Annotated in this window: 16 protein-coding genes and 1 pseudogene; 7 read left to right on the top strand and 10 right to left on the bottom strand. The window is 68.4% G+C overall.

The annotated features are described in order from the left end of the window. Positions 1-5 precede the first annotated feature (5 nt). From AKG07_RS14050 to AKG07_RS17720, 5 genes and pseudogenes are all read right to left on the bottom strand, one after another. Entirely contained in the window at positions 6-944 is a 939-nt protein-coding gene (locus tag AKG07_RS14050) for a carbohydrate kinase family protein (protein ID WP_053098484.1), read from the bottom strand. Beyond that, entirely contained in the window at positions 938-2,446 is a 1,509-nt protein-coding gene (locus tag AKG07_RS14045) for a glycoside hydrolase family 32 protein (RefSeq protein WP_053098483.1), read from the bottom strand. Before AKG07_RS14045 ends, AKG07_RS14050 begins: the two co-directional genes overlap by 7 nt. 36 nt (positions 2,447-2,482) lie before the next feature. Beyond that, entirely contained in the window at positions 2,483-3,316 is an 834-nt protein-coding gene (locus AKG07_RS14040; RefSeq protein WP_053098482.1) for a carbohydrate ABC transporter permease, read from the bottom strand. An 8-nt stretch (positions 3,317-3,324) separates the two neighbouring features. Next, a complete protein-coding gene (locus AKG07_RS17725; protein ID WP_201778482.1) occupies positions 3,325-4,263 on the bottom strand; it encodes a carbohydrate ABC transporter permease in 939 nt (312 codons plus the stop codon). Positions 4,264-4,542: 279 nt separating this feature from the next. After that, positions 4,543-5,721 (bottom strand): annotated as a pseudogene (locus AKG07_RS17720) (extracellular solute-binding protein); the annotation flags it as partial. A gap of 120 nt (positions 5,722-5,841) precedes the next feature. Between AKG07_RS17720 and AKG07_RS14030 the strand changes: the two are divergent. Both AKG07_RS14030 and AKG07_RS14025 read left to right on the top strand, forming a co-directional pair. Further along, entirely contained in the window at positions 5,842-6,867 is a 1,026-nt protein-coding gene (locus AKG07_RS14030) for a LacI family DNA-binding transcriptional regulator (protein WP_053098481.1), read from the top strand. A gap of 22 nt (positions 6,868-6,889) precedes the next feature. Continuing rightward, on the top strand, positions 6,890-7,681 hold the full coding sequence (locus tag AKG07_RS14025) for an IclR family transcriptional regulator (protein WP_053098480.1): 792 nt from the start codon (positions 6,890-6,892) through the stop codon (positions 7,679-7,681). Here AKG07_RS14025 and AKG07_RS14020 read toward each other — a convergent pair. Genes AKG07_RS14020 through AKG07_RS14010 form a run of 3 tightly spaced genes read right to left on the bottom strand, consistent with a single transcriptional unit; the run spans position 7,664 to position 11,080 of the window. Further along, a complete protein-coding gene (locus AKG07_RS14020; protein ID WP_162253843.1) occupies positions 7,664-8,434 on the bottom strand; it encodes an IclR family transcriptional regulator domain-containing protein in 771 nt (256 codons plus the stop codon). The two genes, AKG07_RS14025 and AKG07_RS14020, sit on opposite strands and share 18 nt — an antisense overlap. Positions 8,435-8,474: 40 nt before the next feature. Next, positions 8,475-9,605, bottom strand: coding sequence for an alanine racemase (alr, locus tag AKG07_RS14015; RefSeq protein ID WP_053098478.1), 1,131 nt, complete (start codon positions 9,603-9,605; stop codon positions 8,475-8,477). Beyond that, the gene (locus AKG07_RS14010; RefSeq protein WP_082297953.1) at positions 9,602-11,080 is read right to left on the bottom strand and encodes an amino acid permease; all 1,479 of its coding nucleotides are present in this window, start codon (positions 11,078-11,080) and stop codon (positions 9,602-9,604) included. The genes alr and AKG07_RS14010 overlap by 4 nt, the downstream gene beginning before the upstream one ends. A gap of 289 nt (positions 11,081-11,369) precedes the next feature. Here AKG07_RS14010 and AKG07_RS14005 point away from each other — a divergent pair, with 289 nt between their 5' ends. Continuing rightward, a complete protein-coding gene (locus AKG07_RS14005) occupies positions 11,370-12,422 on the top strand; it encodes a homoserine dehydrogenase (RefSeq protein ID WP_053098477.1) in 1,053 nt (350 codons plus the stop codon). Next, positions 12,422-13,831: an aldehyde dehydrogenase family protein gene (locus AKG07_RS14000; RefSeq protein WP_053098476.1), complete on the top strand. Its 1,410-nt coding sequence runs from the start codon at positions 12,422-12,424 to the stop codon at positions 13,829-13,831. Before AKG07_RS14005 ends, AKG07_RS14000 begins: the two co-directional genes overlap by 1 nt. A gap of 55 nt (positions 13,832-13,886) precedes the next feature. On the opposite strand, the gene AKG07_RS13995 is transcribed toward AKG07_RS14000, so the two are convergent. Continuing rightward, entirely contained in the window at positions 13,887-14,330 is a 444-nt protein-coding gene (locus AKG07_RS13995) for an Lrp/AsnC family transcriptional regulator (RefSeq protein WP_053098475.1), read from the bottom strand. Positions 14,331-14,444: 114 nt separating this feature from the next. Here AKG07_RS13995 and AKG07_RS13990 point away from each other — a divergent pair, with 114 nt between their 5' ends. Then, positions 14,445-15,659: a trans-sulfuration enzyme family protein gene (locus AKG07_RS13990; RefSeq protein WP_053099350.1), complete on the top strand. Its 1,215-nt coding sequence runs from the start codon at positions 14,445-14,447 to the stop codon at positions 15,657-15,659. A 130-nt stretch (positions 15,660-15,789) separates the two neighbouring features. Next, the gene (locus AKG07_RS13985; RefSeq protein ID WP_053098474.1) at positions 15,790-16,542 is read left to right on the top strand and encodes an SDR family NAD(P)-dependent oxidoreductase; all 753 of its coding nucleotides are present in this window, start codon (positions 15,790-15,792) and stop codon (positions 16,540-16,542) included. 161 nt (positions 16,543-16,703) lie between these two features. On the opposite strand, the gene hisD is transcribed toward AKG07_RS13985, so the two are convergent. Further along, a complete protein-coding gene (gene hisD, locus AKG07_RS13980; protein WP_053098473.1) occupies positions 16,704-18,020 on the bottom strand; it encodes a histidinol dehydrogenase in 1,317 nt (438 codons plus the stop codon). Between the two features lie 77 nt (positions 18,021-18,097). Between hisD and AKG07_RS13975 the strand changes: the two genes are divergently transcribed. Then, positions 18,098-19,024 (top strand): LysR family transcriptional regulator, encoded by a 927-nt coding sequence (locus AKG07_RS13975; protein WP_053098472.1) that lies wholly within the window; start codon positions 18,098-18,100, stop codon positions 19,022-19,024. Positions 19,025-19,166 lie beyond the last annotated feature (142 nt).

The raw sequence follows: 19,166 nt of genomic DNA, 5'->3' as shown, positions 1-19,166 counted from the left end.
GCGCGTCAGCGCGAGGAGATCGCCAGCTCACTCAGGCGCGGCGGGTTCGCGCCGCGCCGGGACACGGTGACGGCCGCGCCGGCGAGCGCGGCCTCGGTCACGCGTTCGAACTGCGTCAGATCGCGAGCGCCGGGATGGAACGCGTCGGCGGCGAGCGCCGGCGCCAGCCCGCCGGAGACCACGCCGTGGATGAGGCCGGACATGAAGGAATCGCCCGCACCGATCGTGTCGACCACCTGGACCGGCGGCGTCTCTCTCTCGACCGGCCCCGTTCCCCCCTCGATGAGCGAGACGCACCCGTCGCCTCCGCGGGTGACGACGGCGAGCCGCGCACCCAGCGCGATCACCCGCGCGAGCACGTCGTCGATCGGGCATCCGGGATACAGCCACTCGGCATCCTCATCGCTGAGCTTCACGATGTGCGACGCCGCCATGATCGCCTCGACACGCTCGGTCGCGGCCGCGCGCGGCCCGAGAAGCTCGCCCCGGATGTTGGGATCGTAGGTGCGCAGAATGCCGTCGGGCACCGCGTCGATCATCGCGCGGACGGCATCCGCCCCGGGGTCGAGCACCGCGCCGAGCGAGCCGACATGCACCACGTCGACGCCGGCGGCCTCTGCGATCGCGACCTCCGCTGACACCTCCCACTCGATGTCGAAGTCGTAGGCCGCAGCCCCGTCGGCCCCGATCACGGCGACGGCGCGGGACGTGCGCTCCCCTGCTCTCATGCTCGTCGGCACGACGGCGACCCCCTCACGGCCGAGGTGCTGGCCCAGCATCCGTCCGTGCGTGTCGTCACCGATCCGCGTGAGCAGTCTCGTCGCGAGTCCGAGACGAGAGAGCCCCACCGCCACGTTCATCGGCGATCCGCCGGGGTGGGGCACACCGCCGACGACGTCGACGAGCGCCTCCCCCACGACGAGGCACCGCGCGGTCGTCAGCACGGCAGCTCGGCGACGGCGACACGGGCGTCGAGGAGCGCTCCCCCCGAGGCCTCCAGCACGCATGAGCGATGCGCGGCGGCAGGGATCAGCGCCGTGAGCACCCGAACGCCGTCCTCCGCGAAGAGCTCGAGAGACGACACCCTGTCGTTCAGCCGATCGATCCAGATCTCCCAGTCGATCTCGTCCGGGCGAGTGGCGGGCATCGACATCGACCCGCCGACCCCGGCGGGAGGGATCAGCTCGGGGCGGACGACGTCGATGCGCCCGCTCGCGCGGTCCTGACGGATCACGACCCCACCCGCATCCGCGCCCTCGAGGCGCAGTTCGACTCCTCGCGCGTCTCCGAACGCCGCCGAGACCCTGATCCGCGCGGCGTCCGGCAGCTGTTCGGACACCGTGGTCGGACCCGTCATCGAGCCGAGCTCGGTGAACTCGACGGGCGCGGCGTCGACCGCCGGCGCCTGGCGCAGACGCACCACGCCGCTGCGGTCGCGGGTGAGCGAGAGCCGGCGAGGGAGAGTCATCGCGGTGCGGTACTCGGACGACTCGTCCTGGGGGATGCGGCCGGCGTACTCCCAGTTGTCCATCCACGCGATCAGCGTCCGCTCGCTCTCGGCGAGGCCGTCGAAGGTGACACCGGCGTAGCAGTCCGAGCCGAAGTCGATCCAGCCGTACGCCTCGAGCTCGTCTCGTGATTGACTGCGGTCGACCATCAGCCGCCGCGAGGGAGTCGGATGCGGTGCGCTCGCGCGGAACGTCGTGCCGTCGAAGTCCCCCACGACGTAGTGGGTTCCCGATCCCCCCGCGATGCCCCCGGGGTTGAGGCTGATGAGCAGCACCCACCGCGAGTCGGTCTCATCGCCGTCGACGGCGAGCCGGAACATGTCGGGGCACTCCCAGACCCCGCCGACGGGTCCCGCGGGGCCGTACGACGAGAGATACGTCCAGGTCGTGAGATCGTCGGACCGGTGGAACAGCACCTGCCGGTCGTGGGCTTCGACCGCGACCATGATCCAGTACCCGCCGTCGGCGTCGTCGTAGCGGAACACCTTGGGGTCGCGGAAGTCGCTGGTACCGCGGTCGAGCACGGGGTTGCCCTCGTACTTCGTCCAGACGTATCCGCCGTCGGTGCTGTACGCGAGAGCCTGGGCCTGATGCCCTGCAGCGGCCGCCGTGTAGAGGGCGACCAGGGCCGGCTCCTCGGCGGTGCCGAATCCCGAGGTGTTGCCGTGATCGACCACGACGGAGCCGGAGTAGATCTGCGCCGCGTCGTCCGAGAGGATGGCCGGCTCGTGCTCGGTCCACCGTGCGAGATCCGTGCTCGTCGCATGCCCCCAGCTCACGTTCGAGTGCGAGGTCCCGTGCGGGTTGCACTGGAAGTACAGGTGGTGGATGCCGTCGTGGAAGACGAGTCCGTTCGGATCGTTCATCCAGTTGTTCCGCGGTGCGAAGTGCGTGCGCGGGTTCGTGGTGCGGACCGGAGGAGAGTCAGTGGGGGTCACCGGGGTAGTCGTCTTTCTCTGTGATGGGGGCGTGCGTCACTTGCCGACGCCGGCTGTGAGTCCCTCGCGCAGCGGCTTCTGCCCGAAGAAGAACACCAGGAGTGCGGGGATCATCGAGAGGATCACTCCGGCGAGCACCGTCGACACGCTGCCCGTGCCGAGGTTGCCCTGCAGTGTGACCAGACCGAGCGGCAACGTGAAGTTCTGCTCGCTGATCGTCATGATCAGCGGGCGGAAGAACTCGTTCCAGTGGTAGTTGAAGGCGAGGATGCCGACGATCGCGAGACCCGGGGTCGCGAGCGGCAGGTAGACGCCGAAGAACGTGCGCCAGGGGCCCGCTCCGTCGAGCTGGGCGGCCTCTCCCAGCTCGGTCGGGATGCCCATGAAGTACTGCCGCATCAGGAATGTGCCGAATGCCGTCGGGAGCGCGGGGATGATGAGCGCGAGCAGGGTGTCGGCGAGACCCATGCCTCTCACGAGCATGAACACGGGGACGATCGTCACCTGCAGCGGCACCATCATCGTCGCGAGGATCAGGGCGAACAGCAGCTTCTTGCTGCGGAACTCGAACTTCGCGAACACATACCCGGCCATCGCGGCCGAGAGCATCTGACCGGCGGCGACCAGCACCACCACCAGCGCGCTGTTCCATGCGTAGAGCCAGATCGGGATCTTGGCGAAGACGTCGGCGAACGCATCGAACCCGACGCTGACCTCCTGGGTCACGGGGTCGGTCGGCGAGAGCGCCGTGATCAGGGTCCACACGACGGGACCGATGGTCAGCAGGGCGGCGAGCCCGAGAAGGGCGAACTTTCCGCCGGTGCCGAGGGTGTAGAGCCAGGAACGCTTCGAAGACACTGTCGTGGTCATGATGGGCCTCACCCGTAGAAGACGAATCGGCGGCTCAGCCGGAACTGGATGGCCGTGACGAGCATGATGAGAAGGGTCAGCACGATGCCGATGGCCGATGCGCCGCCGAAGTCGAGCTGTCGGAACGCGGACTCGTAGATCACCATCACCGCGGTGCGGGTCTCGTCGCCGGGACCCCCTCGGGTCAGCACCCACGGCTGGTCGAAGATCTGCAGCGCGTTGATGATCGCCATCACGGATGCGACGAGCAGGGTCGGGCTCACCAAGGGCAGCGTGATCATGCGGAACTGGGTCCACCCGGCCGCGCCGTCGAGGGAGGACGCCTCGTAGACCTCGCTCGGGATCGCCGCGAGACCTCCGATGAAGAGCAGGAACGTGAACCCGAAGTTCTGCCACACGTAGACCAGCAGCACCACGACCTTGGCACCGAGGCCGGTCGTCAACCAGCCGACGTCCGCGATGCCGATCAGGTTGAGCGTCTGATTGACGAGCCCGAACTCCTGATTGAACAGGTACGCCATGATCAGCGAGACGGATGCCGCCGACAGGATCAGCGGGAAGAACAGCGCCGACCGGAAGAACGTGCGCAGCCAGTTCGGCATCCTGGACTGGACCAGCACCGCCAGCACCAGAGCCACCGACAGCTGCAGGATGACGGCGACGACGACGAAGCCGATGGTGTTCAGGAACGAGACGCTCACGGTCGGGTTCGCGGCGAGGTCGACGAAGTTGTCGAACCCGACGAACACCGGGTCGGAGATGATGTCCCAGCGGAAGAACGCCAGGACGAACGATCCGATGATCGGCACGAAGTTGAACAGGCCGAGCCCGATCAACGTGGGCGCGAGGAAGACCCAGGTGAAGACGCGCCCCGATCGGGCGACCGTGCCGGTCTCCCGACGCAGCTTCGTGGGCACCGTGACGGTGCGGGTGCTGCTCTCGGACATCAGTTGCCCCCCCAACGCGAGCTCGAGATCTCGCTGCATGGTCTCGAGTCCTCGGCGGACGCCGGACGGACCGTTCGTGATGGTCGACACCACGTTCTTCAGCAGGGCGGATTCGACGGCCGCCTGCTGGGGCGGTGCCGGCATCGGGCCCGTGTCGGGGAACTTGTCGAGCGTGTCGTAGAAGACGTCCCAGTGCGCCGGCCCGACTCCCGCGCCGTAGAGCTTGGCGTTGAGTGAGCGACGGGGGAGCGACGAGTCGGGTTTCGAGTGCGCGATCGTCATGCCCTCGACCGAGACGCAGTACTTGAGCCACTCCCACGCCTCGTCCTTGCGCGGCGAGGTCTCCATGATCGCGTAGCCGCCCGCGCCGAACTGGTGCCGCTGCCCCGCCATCCTCGGGAAGTAGGTGACGTCGTAGGCGTCGTTCGCGACGCCGGCCTCCTCGAGGCCGCGCACCCAGAAGCCGCCGGCCGGGGTCATCCCGACGGAGCCGGTGGAGAACAGGGAGACCAGCTCGTTGCCTCCGCCCTGCGCCGGGTTCGCCGCGAGCCCTTCCGAGACCATGCGCTCGAGCACCGAGAAGCTCTCGACCGCATGCTCGTTGAGCGCGTCGGCCTGCTTCCACACGTAGCCTCCGCTGCGGGCCGGCTGATCCGGATAGAAGCGGTCCCAGAGCCAGTCGCCGCCGGTCGCCTTCTCCTCATGCAAGAAGCTGGTGTTGTTCACATACAGCCAGGGCACCACTCCGCCCCACAGCCGGTTGTTCCAGAAGTACGGCAGGAACTGCCCCGAGGCGCTCTTCTTCATCGCGCGGGCGGTGCCGAGGAAGTCCTCCAGCGTCCAGTTGTCCGCGGGACGCTCCAGCCCCGCGCGCTCCATGGCCGTCGTGCTGTAGAACACGTTGGCGGCGTTGAAGTTGTCGGGCATCTGGAAGAGGCTGCCCTGGTACATGAACGCCTCGATGAGGGTGGGGTTCACGTCATCGAAGTACTCCTGCATCTCGGACGCGTCACGACGCACGAAGTCGTCGAGCGGGTGCGCGAGGCGCGAGGCGAAGAGCTGCGCCCCCTCGGTCGCGACGGTGACGACATCGGGTGGCGTGCCCGCGGCGATCATCGTGAGGATCTTCGCGAAGTACTCGCTCCAGTCCTGACCCTGGATGGCGACGATGCGCACCTCGACGCCGGGGTGCTTGCGCTGGAAGCCGTCGATCAGCGACTGACGAGCCAGCGCATCCTGCGCGGTGCCGAAGAGGGCGACCGTCAGAGTGTCCTTGCCGCGCCCGGGGATGTCCGATCCGGTGAGCCTCGGCCACGAGACGACGGTGCCGACGATGCCCAGTCCGATCGCGCCGAACAGAGCCCTGCGAGTGAGATCAACCACGATGTTCTCTCCTGTGTGATGACTTCGCGGCACGGATCGAGAGTCCCGGGCTGCGATGCTAAATTGATTCAGCATCGCCGAGAGTAGCATCGTCGAATCGCGGTCGCAACGATTTTGCTAAATCAATTCAACACGGGTGGTTTCGGGGCTCGGCATCCACTGCCTATGCTGGATCGCAGCGACTGGAGGACGCCGATGCCGAAGAGAGTGGATCGCAGACCGACGCTCGCCGACGTCGCGGCGCTCTCGGGCATGTCGAAGGCCTCGGTGAGCATGATCCTCAACGATCGACCGGGGTCGCGACTCTCCGTCGACGCGGCGCGACGGGTCAAGGCCGCAGCCGAGGAACTGGGCTATCGGCCGAATCCCGCCGCTCAGAGCCTGCGCCTCGGCAAGACGAAGACGCTGGGCTTCATCTCCGACCAGATCACCGTCACCCGCTACGCCTCCGAGATGATCCGCGGCCTGCTGTCGGCGGCGAAGGAGCACGGCCACACCGTCCTCATCGCCGAGACCGAGGGCGACGACGCGACCATCGCCGATGAGATCCAGGCGATGATCGACCGCCGGGTCGACGGCATCCTGATCGGCCTCCTCGGCGCCCGCATGATCGAGGTGCCCGAGACGCCCGCAGACGTCCCCGTCGTGATCGTCAACGGCACGTCGACGACGGGTCACCCCTCGGTCCTGCCCGACGAGCGCGTCGCGGGCCACGCGATGGCGCGCCTGCTCACCGATGCCGGGCACCGCCGTGTCGGCGTGATCGGCAACAATCCCCGTGCGGTCTCGTCCCCCGTGTACTCCGTGACCATCGGCTCGCGATTCGACGGCATCCGCGCCGCGTTCGCCGAGGCGGGCGTCGATCCGCTCATCATCGACGTCCCCGAGTGGAACCCCGACATCGGATACACGCGGACCCTGCAGATGCTCGACGCGCACCCCGACCTCACGGCGATCCTGGCGGGCAACGACGGCGTGGCGTTCGGCACCTACCAGGCGATCGCCGAGCGAGGGCTGAGGGTGCCGGACGACATCTCGGTCGCCTCCTTCGACGACGAGGAGCTCGCCAGCTTCCAGCGGCCGGGGCTCACGACCGCCCGGCTCCCGTACGACGTGATGGGTCGCACAGCGGTCGAGATGCTGCTCGGCGAGCGGCCACTCGACGCCGTGCTGATCCCCATGCCGGTCATCGAGCGGGCGTCGATCCGCCGTGTGAGCTGATGCGCAGCGGTAACCTCGTTCCATGCCCCCCGCAACGCCGAGTGTCCCCTCGTCGAGCAGCATGGGCCGAGGACTCGATGTGCTCTCCTCCGTCGCGACTCTCACCCGCGACCTCCGACCCGCCACGGTCAGCGTCATCGCGGATTCCCTCGGTCGCGAGCGCTCGCAGGTGTCGCGCACGCTGACGAGCCTGGAACGCTCGGGCCTCGTGACCAGAGCGGCGGACCGTACATTCACCCTCGCGTGGGGATGGTACGCCGCCGCCCAGGAGCTGAGTGCACGGCGGCTGCGCACGCACGGCCTGGTGGTGCTCGAGGACCTGTCGTCGCACCTCGGCGAAGCCGCCTTCCTCAGTGTGCTGCAGGGCAACACGACGCTCACCACGCTCGAGAGCCTTCCCGCGGACTCACGCATGATCGGGTCGTGGATCGGACGCGCCTACCCCGCCTATTGCAGCGACGCAGGCCGTGCCACATTGTGGGACGCGTCGGCCGACGAGATCCGCGCGGTGTTCCGCGCCACCGAGTTCTCACCTCAGGGGCCGAACACCCCCACCTCGATCGACGACTTCCTCGCACGGCTCGACGACGATCGGCGCCGAGGGTTCGCGATCGTCGACCAGGAGGCCGAGCCTGGTCTCTACTCCGTCGCCGCTCCCGTGTGGGACCACCGCGGCGAGGTCGTCGCCGCGGTCCAGGTGATCGGCACGCGCGACGTGATGGCGGAGCGCACGGCGACGTGCGGCGAGGCGTGCGCCCGCGCTGCCGCCGAGCTCTCCCGAGAACTCGGCGCCCCTTCAGCCGTTCTCGCGTGAGGGCTGATCCGCGCCCGCTGCGGCGCTGAGCTCGCCGGCGAACTGCATGAGCAGGGCCCGCGTATCCCGCGTGATCCCTTTCGGCCGATGCCTGCCGCGCACAGCCAGGGAGGCGATGACCTCACCCCTGCTGCGAATGGGGAGAGCGAACTCGTCGATGCCCTCGTCGTATTCCTCCGCCGCCGCGATGAGCGAGTCCGCGCGGTCCCGCTCGAGCAGCGCCCACACGTCGCGCGTCGAACGAGCGGCCGTCGGTCCACCGACCCCGACGAACTGGACGTCCTCGAGCAGCGCCTCGAGCTGCTCGAGCGTGTGATCCCAGAGCAGCGCCCGACCCGCGCCGGTGCACCAGATCGGCGTGACGAGCCCCTCACGGATGGAGCGATCGAACCCGTCCGCCGACCTCTCGCAGCGCAGCAGCACACCGCGCGCGCCGTCGGCGATCGTGATCAGGGCGTTGACACCGCGCTGCGAGGCGAGCGCCCGCAGAGCGGCTCGCGAGGCCCGCAGCCACGTCGTGTTGAGCACGGCGGCGGTGCCGAAGAACTCGGGCCCCGCCGAGAACAGCGCATCGTCGTCTCGGCTGAGGAACTGTCGCGCACGCAGCTCCTGTGTGAGCCTCGACACACGACTGCGCTCGATCCCGGTGTGCTCCGCAAGACGCGACGCGTTGAGACCCGGCCGCGCGCGGCGCTCCTGCGAGACGGCGGCGTCGAGGAGCTTCAGTCCCTGCACCAGAGACGAGGAAGCCACCACCGGTCCTCCTTCGCTGCGGGTCGAGATCACCGCAATCCTATCCGTCGCCGACCACGCGACGACGAGGGAGAAGGCGTCCCCACGCGACGTAGAGGTCGGCGGCGATGTGACCGTGGGCGCCCTCGACATCAGCCGAAGCGATCGTCTGGTCACCCTGACGGCCGAACAGCACGGCCTCGTCGCCGGCCACTGCGTCGTCTATTCGGGTGACGTCGACGAGAAAGCTGTTCATGGCGATCCGATCGACGATCGGTGCACGTCTCCCCCTCACGAGCACCTCGCCGGTGCCGCTGAGGCTGCGATGGATTCCGTCGGCATACCCCAGGGGGATCACGGCCAGACGCGCATCGTGGTCGAGACGGTGCCAGCGTTCGTACCCGACGGTGCTTCCGCGACGGTAGGGGTTGATCGCTGCGATCCGGGACGCGACCCGCATGGCCGGTCGCAACACGCCGCCCACGGCATCGGTGTCCCCGTACAACCCGGCTCCGATGCGCACGAGATCGAACCGGGATGCGGGCACCCTGAGCGCCGCGAACGTGGTCGCGCAGTGACGCACGATCCGATCACCCGCACCCGCCCGCACGCACACCGCGCGCGTCTCCGCGTCGAAGCGGGATGCACCCTCGACCACGTCGGTGATGTCTTCGCAGGGAAAGTGGGAGCACAGGCCGACGACGTCCAGGTTCGGGTCTGCGAGAACGCCGGTCACGGCATCCATCCCCGTGGCCTCGCCGAGGTCGATGCCGTCGCGACCGAGCCCGGTCGAGTTCAGCGAGAGATGGACGCGCATCCTGACCCCCTGCGCTGCCGCGACGGCTCCCACGATTCCCGCGTGCGCGGCACCGCCGATCCACTCCTCCACGCCGAAGCGGATGCCGTCGCCGATCTCGTCGCGTCCGCCGGGGCGCACTCGCATCAGTCGCCCCGTGAAGCCCGCCCGCCGCACGGCGGCCGCGTCGTCGTTGGACGCGACGCCGATGATCGTGACCCCCTGCGCGGCGAGCACCGGAGCGACGATGTCGATCCCGTGTCCGTAGGCGTCGGCCTTCACGACCGCGCAGAACTCGACGTTCTCGCCGAGTTCTGCGCGGATCGTGCGGACGTTGTGGGCGATGGCGCTCTCATCGATCTCCACCCACCCGGCCGCGGACACGGGGGTCGTCACGCCTCGACGGATTCAGCCTCGTGATCCTGCACGACATCTCGCGCGCCCTTGCGACCGTGACGCCACCAGAAGTACAGGTAGCACGCCCCGACGAACGGGATGCCGAAGTAGAGCGCGGCGACCTGATTCGGGTCGAATGCGATCGCGATGATCGAGATGAGCAGCAGCGAGAAGGCGACGATGGGCAGCGCCGGGTAGAGCGGCGTGCGGTAGGCGAGATCCTGCACGCGTCCCCCCTCGCGGAGGAACCTGCGCCGGTGGAAGAACTGCGAGGCGACGATCGACATCCACACCGCGACCACGGCGAATCCGGCGATCGACACCAGCACCAGGTACACCGTGCCCGCCGCGACCACGCTCGTGAGCAGTGAGACGAGGCCGATCAGAATGCTGACGCTCAGCGCGATGAGCGGCACACCACGCCGGGTGAGGCGGGTGAACGCCTTCGGCGCGTGGCCCTCCTCGGCGAGCGAGAACAGCATCCGTGCGCACGAGAAGAGTCCGCTGTTGCCGGCGGAGAGGAGCGCGGTAATGATGACGAAGTTCATGATGTCTGCGGCGTACGGGACTCCGACGTACTGGAAGACGTCGACGAACGGGCTGCTGGTGACGCTGGCCTGGTCGTACGGCAGGATCGCGGCGATGACCGCGATCGCCCCGACGAAGAGCACAACGAGTCGCAGCACCGTCGAGCGCAGGGCACGAGGGATGTTCTTCGCCGGATCCTTGGTCTCGCCCGCGGCGACACCGATGAGCTCCGAGCCGCTGAACGCGTAGAAGACGGCGAGGGCGGTGACGATCACGCCACTGAACCCGTTCGGGAACAGGCCGCCGGGAGTCTCGAAGTTGCTGAAGAGGAGTGCGGGCGGGTGCTCGGGCGAGAGGGGCGTGAACCCGAAGATCGCCGCCCCGCCGAGCACGATCAGGCCGACGATCGCCACGACCTTGACCAGCGAGAACCAGAACTCCGCCTCGCCGAACACACGTGCCGAGATCGCGTTGAGCAGGAACAGCACTGCGGCGAAGATCAGGCACCACACCCACACCGGCACCCCGGGGAACCAGCGCTGCATGAGGATGCCGGATGCCGTGAACTCGGACCCGAGCGCGACGACCCAGCACAGCCAGTAGAGCCAGGCCGTGGTGAAGCCGGTCGCTGGGCCGATCGACCGGGAGGCATAGATGTGGAAGGCACCCGAGACCGGATAGGCGACTGCGAGCTCGCCCAGGCACGCCATGACGAGGTAGACGACGAACGCCCCGATCAGGTACGCGATGATCGCGCCGAGGGGGCCCGCCTGCGAGATGGTGTAGCCGGAGCTGAGGAACAGCCCGGAACCGATCACACCGCCGAGCGCGATCATGATCAGGTGCCGGGCATCCATGGTGCGCTGCAGCCGACGCAGCGGCACCTGAGTGGCCGTCGTGTTCGGCAGGACGTTGGGGAGGGGCTTCTCGCCGGGAAGAGGCGTCATCGGAACTCTCAATCGGGTTGTATGTGCATCATATTCACATCTATGTGCCAATGACGCATCTTGTTGATGATCTGCGGGGACACTATCCGCTGCGTCATCGGGTGCGCAAGAGCACGACCATGGATTGCCGCCTGCAGCCGCCACCGCCGACATTCCGCGCGGGAAGCTGCCGATCCGTCACCTCCCGCTGCCGTTCTGACAGGCGCGTACGGACACCACCGGCGCTGAGGATGGAGCCATGTCAGCACGGCGACGCCGGCGACAGCCCACGTAGAGAAGGAGAACTCCCGTGACTCACCACGACCTCGCCCTCATCGGCTTCGGAGGCGTCAACCGCGCCCTCGCCGAGATCATCCGCGACCGCGGTACGGAGCTCGCGTCCGACCTCGGCTTCACCCTGCGGGTCGTCGCGATCACGGATCTGCGGTTCGGCTCCCTCATGCAGAGCGACGGCATCGACCTCGCTGCGGTGCTCGCGATGACAGGGGATGACTCGTTCGCCGGTATGCCCGGCGGCGACGTCGACCCTCGCAACGACCACGTCATCCGCACCACGACAGCGGGCATCATCGTCGAGGCGACCTATACGAACCCGATCGACGGCGAACCCGCGATCTCGCATGTCCGTGCTGCCCTTGAGAGCGGCAAGAGCGTCACGACCACCAACAAGGGACCCGTCGCGCTCGCAAGTGCCGAGCTCAACCGGCTCGCCGAGCAGAACGGGGCCCGATTCGAGTACGAGGGCTCGGTGATGAGCGGCACGCCCGTGCTGCGGCTGGCGCAGCAGACGCTCAAGGGGCTCCGCATCAGCCGCATCCAGGGGATCCTCAACGGCACGAGCAACTTCGTGCTCGGGCAGATGGAGTCGGGCAAGTCGCTCGACGATGCCGTGGCGGAGGCTCAGGCGCTCGGTTACGCCGAGGCCGACCCCACCGCCGACATCGAAGGGTCGGACGTCCAGTTGAAGGTCGTGATCCTCGCCAATGAGCTGCTCGGCGCCGAGATCACGACGGCCGATGTCTCGCGCGTCGGCATCAGCGGGATCACCGCGACCGATGTCGTCGCGGCAGCGGCGGCCGGCGAGCACTGGAAGCTCCTCGGAACGATCTCGCGCGACGAGTCCGGCGCCGTGACGGCATCCGTCCAGCCCCTCTCGCTGGCCGCCGACCACCCTCTCGCGGGCATCTCGGGAGCGACCAACGCGATCGCGTTCACGACCGATCTGCTCGGCACCGTCACGATGTCGGGCCCCGGTGCCGGACGCCTCGAGACGGCCTACGCTCTGCTGTCGGACATCATCGCGATCGATGCGCAGCAGGCGTCGCTCGTAGGAGCGGCGTGATGAGCGCGCCCTCCGTCGAAGCTCCCGTGGCGCACGCGTCACTTCTCGAAGTGCTCGATCCCTACAACGGAGAGGTGATCGCCCGACTCGCCCAGCACTCGGTCGACGACGTCGACGAGATCATGTCGCGGGCGCGGCTCGGTGCCACGCTCTCGCGCGATCTGTCGAGGTTCGCGCGGCATCGGATCCTGGACCGTGCCGCGCGGATCCTCGAAGGCCGCGCCGAAGAGGCTGCCACGCTCATCGTGCGCGAGGCAGGCAAGACGATCACTCAGGCGCGCAAAGAGGTGCAGCGCGCGGTGACCACGATCTCGCTCTCGGCGGAGACCTCCCGCGCCTTCGACGGCGAGGTCATCCCCTTCGATGCCTACGAGGGCTCCGCGAATCGTCGTGGCTGGTACACGCGGGAGCCGCTCGGGGTGATCCTCGCGATCACGCCGTACAACGACGCCCTCAACCTCGTCGCGCACAAGATCGGACCGGCGATCGCCGGTGGCAACGCCGTGATCCTCAAGCCGTCGCAGTTCACCCCGCTGACCGCGCGGTTCCTCGTCGAGGTGCTGCTGGAGGCAGGACTACCCGATGAGATCATCACCGTCGTGCACGGAGACCGTCATGTGGCGCAGGCGCTCGTCGCCGTGCGCGACATCCGGATGGTGTCGTTCACCGGGGGATTCGCGACGGGCGAGGCGATCGCCCGCGCCGCGGGCCTCAAGAAGCTGGCGATGGAACTGGGCGGCAACGCCCCCGTGCTGGTGTTCGCGGATGCCGACATCTCGGCCGCCGTCGAGGCCTGCGTATCCGGCGCGTTCTGGGCGGCGGGGCAGAACTGCGTCGGCGCCCAGCGCATTCTCATCGAGCGCTCCGTGTATGCCGAGTTCCGTGACCGATTCGCGGCCCGCACTTCGACGTTGCGCGCAGGCGACCCCGTGAACCAGTCGACAGATGTCGGCCCGATGATCTCGGTGGCCGCTGCGACGAACGCGGAGCGTGTGGTTGACGACGCCGTGCGGTCGGGGGCACGCGTGCTCGCCGGACACCGCAGGGAGGGCTCGGTGTACTGGCCGACCGCTCTCGAGAACGTCTCTGCCCATTGCGAAGCGTGGAGCGAGGAGGCCTTCGCCCCCATCGTGGTCTTGACGCCGTTCGACACCGAAGACGAGGCGGTGGCGGCGGCGAACAGCATCGACTACGCGCTGCACGCCGCGGCATTCACCTCCGACATCACCCGCGCGCTGCGAGTCGCCGAAGCGCTCGACGCCGGCGGCGTGATGATCAACGACTCCTCCGACTACCGCATCGACAGCATGCCGTTCGGTGGATCGAAGTACGGGAGCATGGGGCGCGAAGGCGTGCGCTTCGCGTACGAGGAGATGACCCAGCCGAAGGTCACCTGCGTCACCACCTGAGATCTCCTCGCAGAGGGGGAGGGGTCCGCGGGGGATGCCCTGCCCCTCTGCGAGGTCATGACCGATCGACCACCCGGGTCAACGACACCGCCGTCACGGTGTTCACGACTCCGGGCAGCGCGGCGAGGATCTCCCAGATCTCGCCGATGCGATCCATCGACTCCGCCTCCAGCGTCACCAGCAGGTCGAAGTCGCCCGAGAGCACATCACACCGACGCACTTCGGGAATCTGCGCGATCTGCGAGACGACACCGCCGCCGCGCATTCGATCACTGCGGTAGACGAGCACGATGGCCGAGACCGGCGAACCGCCGGCGCGTCCGGGGACGACGCTGTAGCCGCCGATCACGCCCTGCCGCTCCATCCGCTCGATGCGCTGCTTGACCGCGTTGCGCGACAGATGCACCCGAGAGGCGAGAGTGACCAAGGGGATGCGGGCGTCGTCGGTGAGCGCCGTGAGAATCTGGCGATCGATCTGATCGAGATGAAGCCGCTCCATCGGGACCTCCTGGTTCAGTCCGCAAACTGTGCAGTATTGGCAATTGCGTGTGTCTATTATGCACCTTAGGGTGGAAGATGGCACTGGAAGACGGTGCAGAACGAAGGAGTCACGATGAGCGCTCGACCCGACCGCAAGGATCTGCACACGCTGTCCGACCTGAGCTTGGCCGTGCACGGGGGCAATCAGCTCGATTCGACCCTGGCGCTGCGCACTCCCCTCGTGATGGCCAACTCGTACCAGCTGCCCGACGACCCGAGCGAGATCAGCTGGTCGGCGACTGCGCCGGGGCTCTACACCCGCAACACGGGAGTCAATCAGGCCGCACTCGAGCAGAAGCTCGCCGCGCTCGATGGAGCCGAGGACGCGGTCGCCCTCGCTTCCGGAGTCGCCGCCCTGCACGCGGTGTTCTTCACTCATGTGCGCGCCGGCGACCACGTCGTCGTGAGCGACGTGGTCTATGAGGCCACGTGGCGCCTGTGGACAGAGCTGCTGCCCCAGCGCTACGGGCTCGACGCCAGCTTCGTCGACATCAGCGACCTCGACGCGGTGCGGGCGGCCATGCGCCCCGAGACGCGTCTCGTGTGCATCGAGGCCATCGCGAATCCGACCACCAAGGTCGCCGATGTGAGCGCGGTCGCCGAGATCGCCCACTCCGCCGGCGCCATCCTCATGGTCGACTCGACGTTCTCGCCGCCGCCGTTCTACCGACCGATCCACGACGGCGCCGACCTGGTGGTGCACTCCCTCACCAAGTACCTCAACGGCCACGGCGACGCCATGGGGGGCTCGGTCTCCGGCCGGCGCGATCTCATCCAGGCGATCAAAGCCGACGCCATGGTCGACGTCGGCGGCATCATCTCGCCCTTCAACGCGTGGCAGATCCAGCGCGGCACCGTCACCCTGCCGCTGCGCCTGCGCCAGCACTTCTCGTCGGCGCTGCAGATCGCGCAGATGCTCGAAGCCGACACGCGGGTCGAGTACATCTACTACCCGGGTCTCGAATCGCATCCGGACCACGCCCTCGCCGTGCGGCAGTTCGGCGGACGCGGCTTCGGAGGCATGATGGCCTTCGCCGTCACGGGCTCCCCCGACGTGCAGAACCGCTTCGTCGCGAACCTGCGACTCATCACCTCCGGGTTCTCACTCGGCCACGACGACTCGCTCATCGTGCACACGGGCACCGAGGGCGGCCGTGTCGCCACCTATCCGGCACCCTTCCGAGAGTTCGGACACCTGCGTCTGTCCGTCGGCCTCGAAGATGCCGACGACCTCCTCGCCGACCTCTCCGCCGCTCTCGATCTCACCTTCGGCAGCGCTTCGCGGTAGACAGCGGATGCGACGGCACGGATCCATTCACGTGCATCCATCTCCCTGAGACAGGCGTAGGCTGGAGACCTAGGACGGACCGTCCGAGAAGATCTCCCGGCACCGTGACCGTCCGGAAGAGGAGTCACTCGTGGCTCAGTACGACGTCTCGAACCGCTCGGCGATCGTGACGGGAGCAGGCAGCGGAATCGGACGCTCGACCGCTCTGCTGCTCGCCCAGAACGGCGCCTCCGTCGTGGTCAACGACCTGAACGCGGACAACGCGAACGCGGTCGTCGAGGAGATCCGCGCCGCCGGCGGCATCGCCGAGGCATCCGTCGGAGACGCGACGGACACCGACTGGATCGCCAGCTCGGTCGAGCTCGCGAACACGCTCGCCCCGCTGCGCATCGGCGTGAACAACGCCGGCATCGGCGGCGCATCCGCTCCCACTGCCGAGTACGACGACGCCGCGTGGGACAAGGTCATCTCGATCAACCTCAACGCCGTGTTCCGCAACATGAAGGCGCAGATCCCCTCGATCCTCGCGAACGGCGGCGGCTCCGTCGTCAACATCGCGTCGATCCTCGGCAGCGTCGGCTTCGCGAACTCCCCCGCCTACGTCGCCGCCAAGCACGCCGTCGTGGGCATGACCAAGTCGGCCGCCCTCGAGTACTCCGCCCAGGGCGTGCGCGTGAACTCGGTCGGCCCCGGCTTCATCGACACCCCCCTGCTCGCCACCATGGGCGACGAGGCCAAGGCGTTCCTCGTGAGCAAGCACCCGATCGGTCGCCTCGGCCAGCCCGACGAGGTCGCGAACCTCATCGCCTTCCTCGCCAGCGACGCCGCCAGCTTCATCACCGGCAGCTACCACCTCGTCGACGGCGGCTACACCGCCCCCTGAGGCTCAGTCGCCACGCGCCGCTGTCCGCGCCGCGCCGTTTGCAGGACGAAAACACGGATGCAGGGCGAGATCGACCATCTCGCCCTGCATCCGCGCTTCTGTCCTGCATCCGGCACCGACCTACCCGTCGGCACCGGATCAGGCCACCCGACTCCCCTCCGTCACCCGAGACGGTCCAACCGCAGGGTCGCCGTGGCGCTGTGCGCGGCCATGCCCTCGGAGTCCGAGATCACCTGCACGGCGTGCGCGAGCTCGGGCGTGGCCGCACGGCTGATGCGCTGATACGTGAGCGGCTTGAGGAAGCGCGAGACCGAGAGCCCGGCGCTGTGCTTGGCCCCGCCGGCCGTGGGCAGCACGTGGTTCGTGCCCGCCATGCCCTTGTCGGAGTATGCGACCGTGCTCCAGGGCCCGAGGAAGATCGAGCCGTAGTTGCGCAGATTCTCGTGGTACCAGTCGTCGTCGGCCGTGAGCAGTTCGAGATGCTCGGGGGCGAGGTCGTCCATCAGAGCGACCGCCGTCTCGCGGTCTTTCACGACGGTGACGACGCCGTAGTCACGCCAGGCGGCGCCGGCGATGTCGACCGTCGCCAGCGTCTCGAGCTGTCGTTCGATCTCGGCGATCACGGCATGACCGTGCTCGTCGGAGGTCGTGATGAGCGCCGCAGGCGAGTTCGGGCCGTGCTCGGCCTGCCCGAGCAGGTCAGCGGCGACGAGCACGGGGTCGGCCGTCTCATCCGAGATCACGGCGACCTCGCTCGGGCCTGCGAGCAGATCGATCGCGACCGTGCCGAACAGCTGGCGCTTGGCCTCGGCGACGTAGGCGTTGCCCGCGCCGACGAGCATGTCGACGGGCAGGTCGCCCAGCAGTCCGAACGCCATGGCTGCGAGCGCCTGCACCCCGCCGATCACGAACACCCGGTCGACACCCGACAGGTGCGCGGCGTAGACGACGGCGTCGTTCGCTCCGCCGTCGGGCTGCGGGGGCGTGCACGCGATGACGGTCGGCACGCCGGCCGCCTTGGCCACGCCCACGGTCATGAACGCGCTGGCCGTGAGCGGGAAGCGTCCGGCTGGCAGGTATGCGCCGACACGCGACACGGGGATGTACTTCGCGCCGGTCACGATGCCCGGAACGAACTCGGTCTCGAAGTCGGTCAGGTGCTCGCGGGAGGCGCGGGCGAACGCCTGCGTCCGCTCGGCGCCGAGCTCGATGGCCGCCCGCAGGTCGGGGGCGAGGCGTTCTCCGCTGCTCGCGATCTGCTCGGGGGTGAGCTCGATGTCGGTCCCCTGGTAGTTGTCGAGCTTTCGCGCGTAGTCGAGCACGGCGTCGAGGCCGCGCTCGCGGATGTCGGCGAGCATGGCCGTGACCGTCTCGATCACGGCGGGGTCGCGCTGCGCGGCGGGTGCGTCGATGAGCGGGGTCTTGAGGTGGTGGAAGTCGCCGTCGAAGCGGGCGAGCACTGCAGAGGAGTAACGCATGCAGGAAGGCTAGATCCGCTCGCAACCACGAGACAAGCCTGATGATCCTGCACGATCCATCGGGTTTACCATTGGGTGTGACGATCACCCAGCTCACCGCCTTCCTCGCCGCACTGGACGACGGATCCTTCACGGCGGCGGCGAAGACCCTCGGGATGACGCAGGCCTCGGTCTCGGAGCTGGTCGCGCGCCTCGAACGGGAACTCGGCGTCACGCTGTTCGCCCGAGGCAGCAGACGCCTCGTCCCGACGGCCGCGGCGCTCGAACTGCGGCCGCACGCCGCGCAGGCGGTCAGCGCGGTGCAGAACGGCATCGACACGATCCAGGCGCTGGCCTCGCTCGAGCGGGGCACGTGCACCTTCGGCGTGCTGCGCAACGCGGCCTATTACGCGCTCGCCGATCTGGCCGAGACATTCCACCACCGGCATCCCAATGTGCGGTTGCGCCTGGTCGGCATCAACTCGGCGCACGTCGCCCGGTCGATCGCGGCGGGCGAACTCGAGGCCGGACTGCTCGTGCTGCCGGTCGATGAAGACGGCCTCGAGGTGCGCCCGCTCTTTCGCGACGAGGTGCTCTACGCCTCGGCCACGCGGACACCGGAAGCCGGCCCGGTCACGATCGAGGAGGCCGCCGACGCCAAGCTCGTGCTCTACGACGCCTTCGCCGGGTGGGACGACCCGACCCGACGCCAGCTACTCGAACGCGCACGGCTGCGGGGCCTGACCATCGAGCCGGCGGTCGAGGTCGAGCACGTCGAGACGGCCCTCAGCCTGGTCGCCGCAGGCACGGCCGACACGATCGTGTCACGTTCGATCGCCGAGTCCGACGCCTTCCCCTCCGGCATCCGCACCTTCCCCTTCGCCGAGCCGATGCACGACACGATCGCCCTGGTGCAGCGAGCGGGCGTGCTGCTCTCACCCGCGACGCAGAAGCTCGCCGAGCTCGCCGAGCGGATGCTGCGCGAACGCCTGCCGGAGCATCAGGGTCGCACGGCACTGAGCTGAGGCCGACTCCGGGTGGGCGGCGCCACCTCGCCAGCCCACCGCGCGCCGTTTGCAGGACGAGAGCACGGATGCAGGACCAGATCGGCGATCCCGCCCTGCATCCGTGCTCAGGTCCTGCATCCGGCACGGGGCCGGACGTCAC

It is taken from the genome of Microbacterium sp. CGR1 (assembly GCF_001266755.1).
In the GTDB taxonomy this organism is placed as follows: domain Bacteria; phylum Actinomycetota; class Actinomycetes; order Actinomycetales; family Microbacteriaceae; genus Microbacterium.
The sequence above is the reverse complement of the archived record's forward strand: the minus strand, read 5'-3'. Positions and strand labels throughout refer to the sequence as shown.

Coding starts and splice junctions, on each gene's coding strand:
- AKG07_RS14040 (WP_053098482.1), bottom strand. CDS start 3,316: ATGACCACGACAGTGTCTTCGAAGCGTTCCTGGCTCTACACCCTCGGC.
- hisD (WP_053098473.1), bottom strand. CDS start 18,020: ATGCGTTACTCCTCTGCAGTGCTCGCCCGCTTCGACGGCGACTTCCAC.
- AKG07_RS13990 (WP_053099350.1), top strand. CDS start 14,445: ATGAGCGCTCGACCCGACCGCAAGGATCTGCACACGCTGTCCGACCTG.
- AKG07_RS17725 (WP_201778482.1), bottom strand. CDS start 4,263: ATGTCCGAGAGCAGCACCCGCACCGTCACGGTGCCCACGAAGCTGCGT.
- AKG07_RS13995 (WP_053098475.1), bottom strand. CDS start 14,330: ATGGAGCGGCTTCATCTCGATCAGATCGATCGCCAGATTCTCACGGCG.
- AKG07_RS14025 (WP_053098480.1), top strand. CDS start 6,890: ATGCCCCCCGCAACGCCGAGTGTCCCCTCGTCGAGCAGCATGGGCCGA.
- AKG07_RS14010 (WP_082297953.1), bottom strand. CDS start 11,080: ATGACGCCTCTTCCCGGCGAGAAGCCCCTCCCCAACGTCCTGCCGAAC.
- AKG07_RS14030 (WP_053098481.1), top strand. CDS start 5,842: ATGCCGAAGAGAGTGGATCGCAGACCGACGCTCGCCGACGTCGCGGCG.
- AKG07_RS14000 (WP_053098476.1), top strand. CDS start 12,422: ATGAGCGCGCCCTCCGTCGAAGCTCCCGTGGCGCACGCGTCACTTCTC.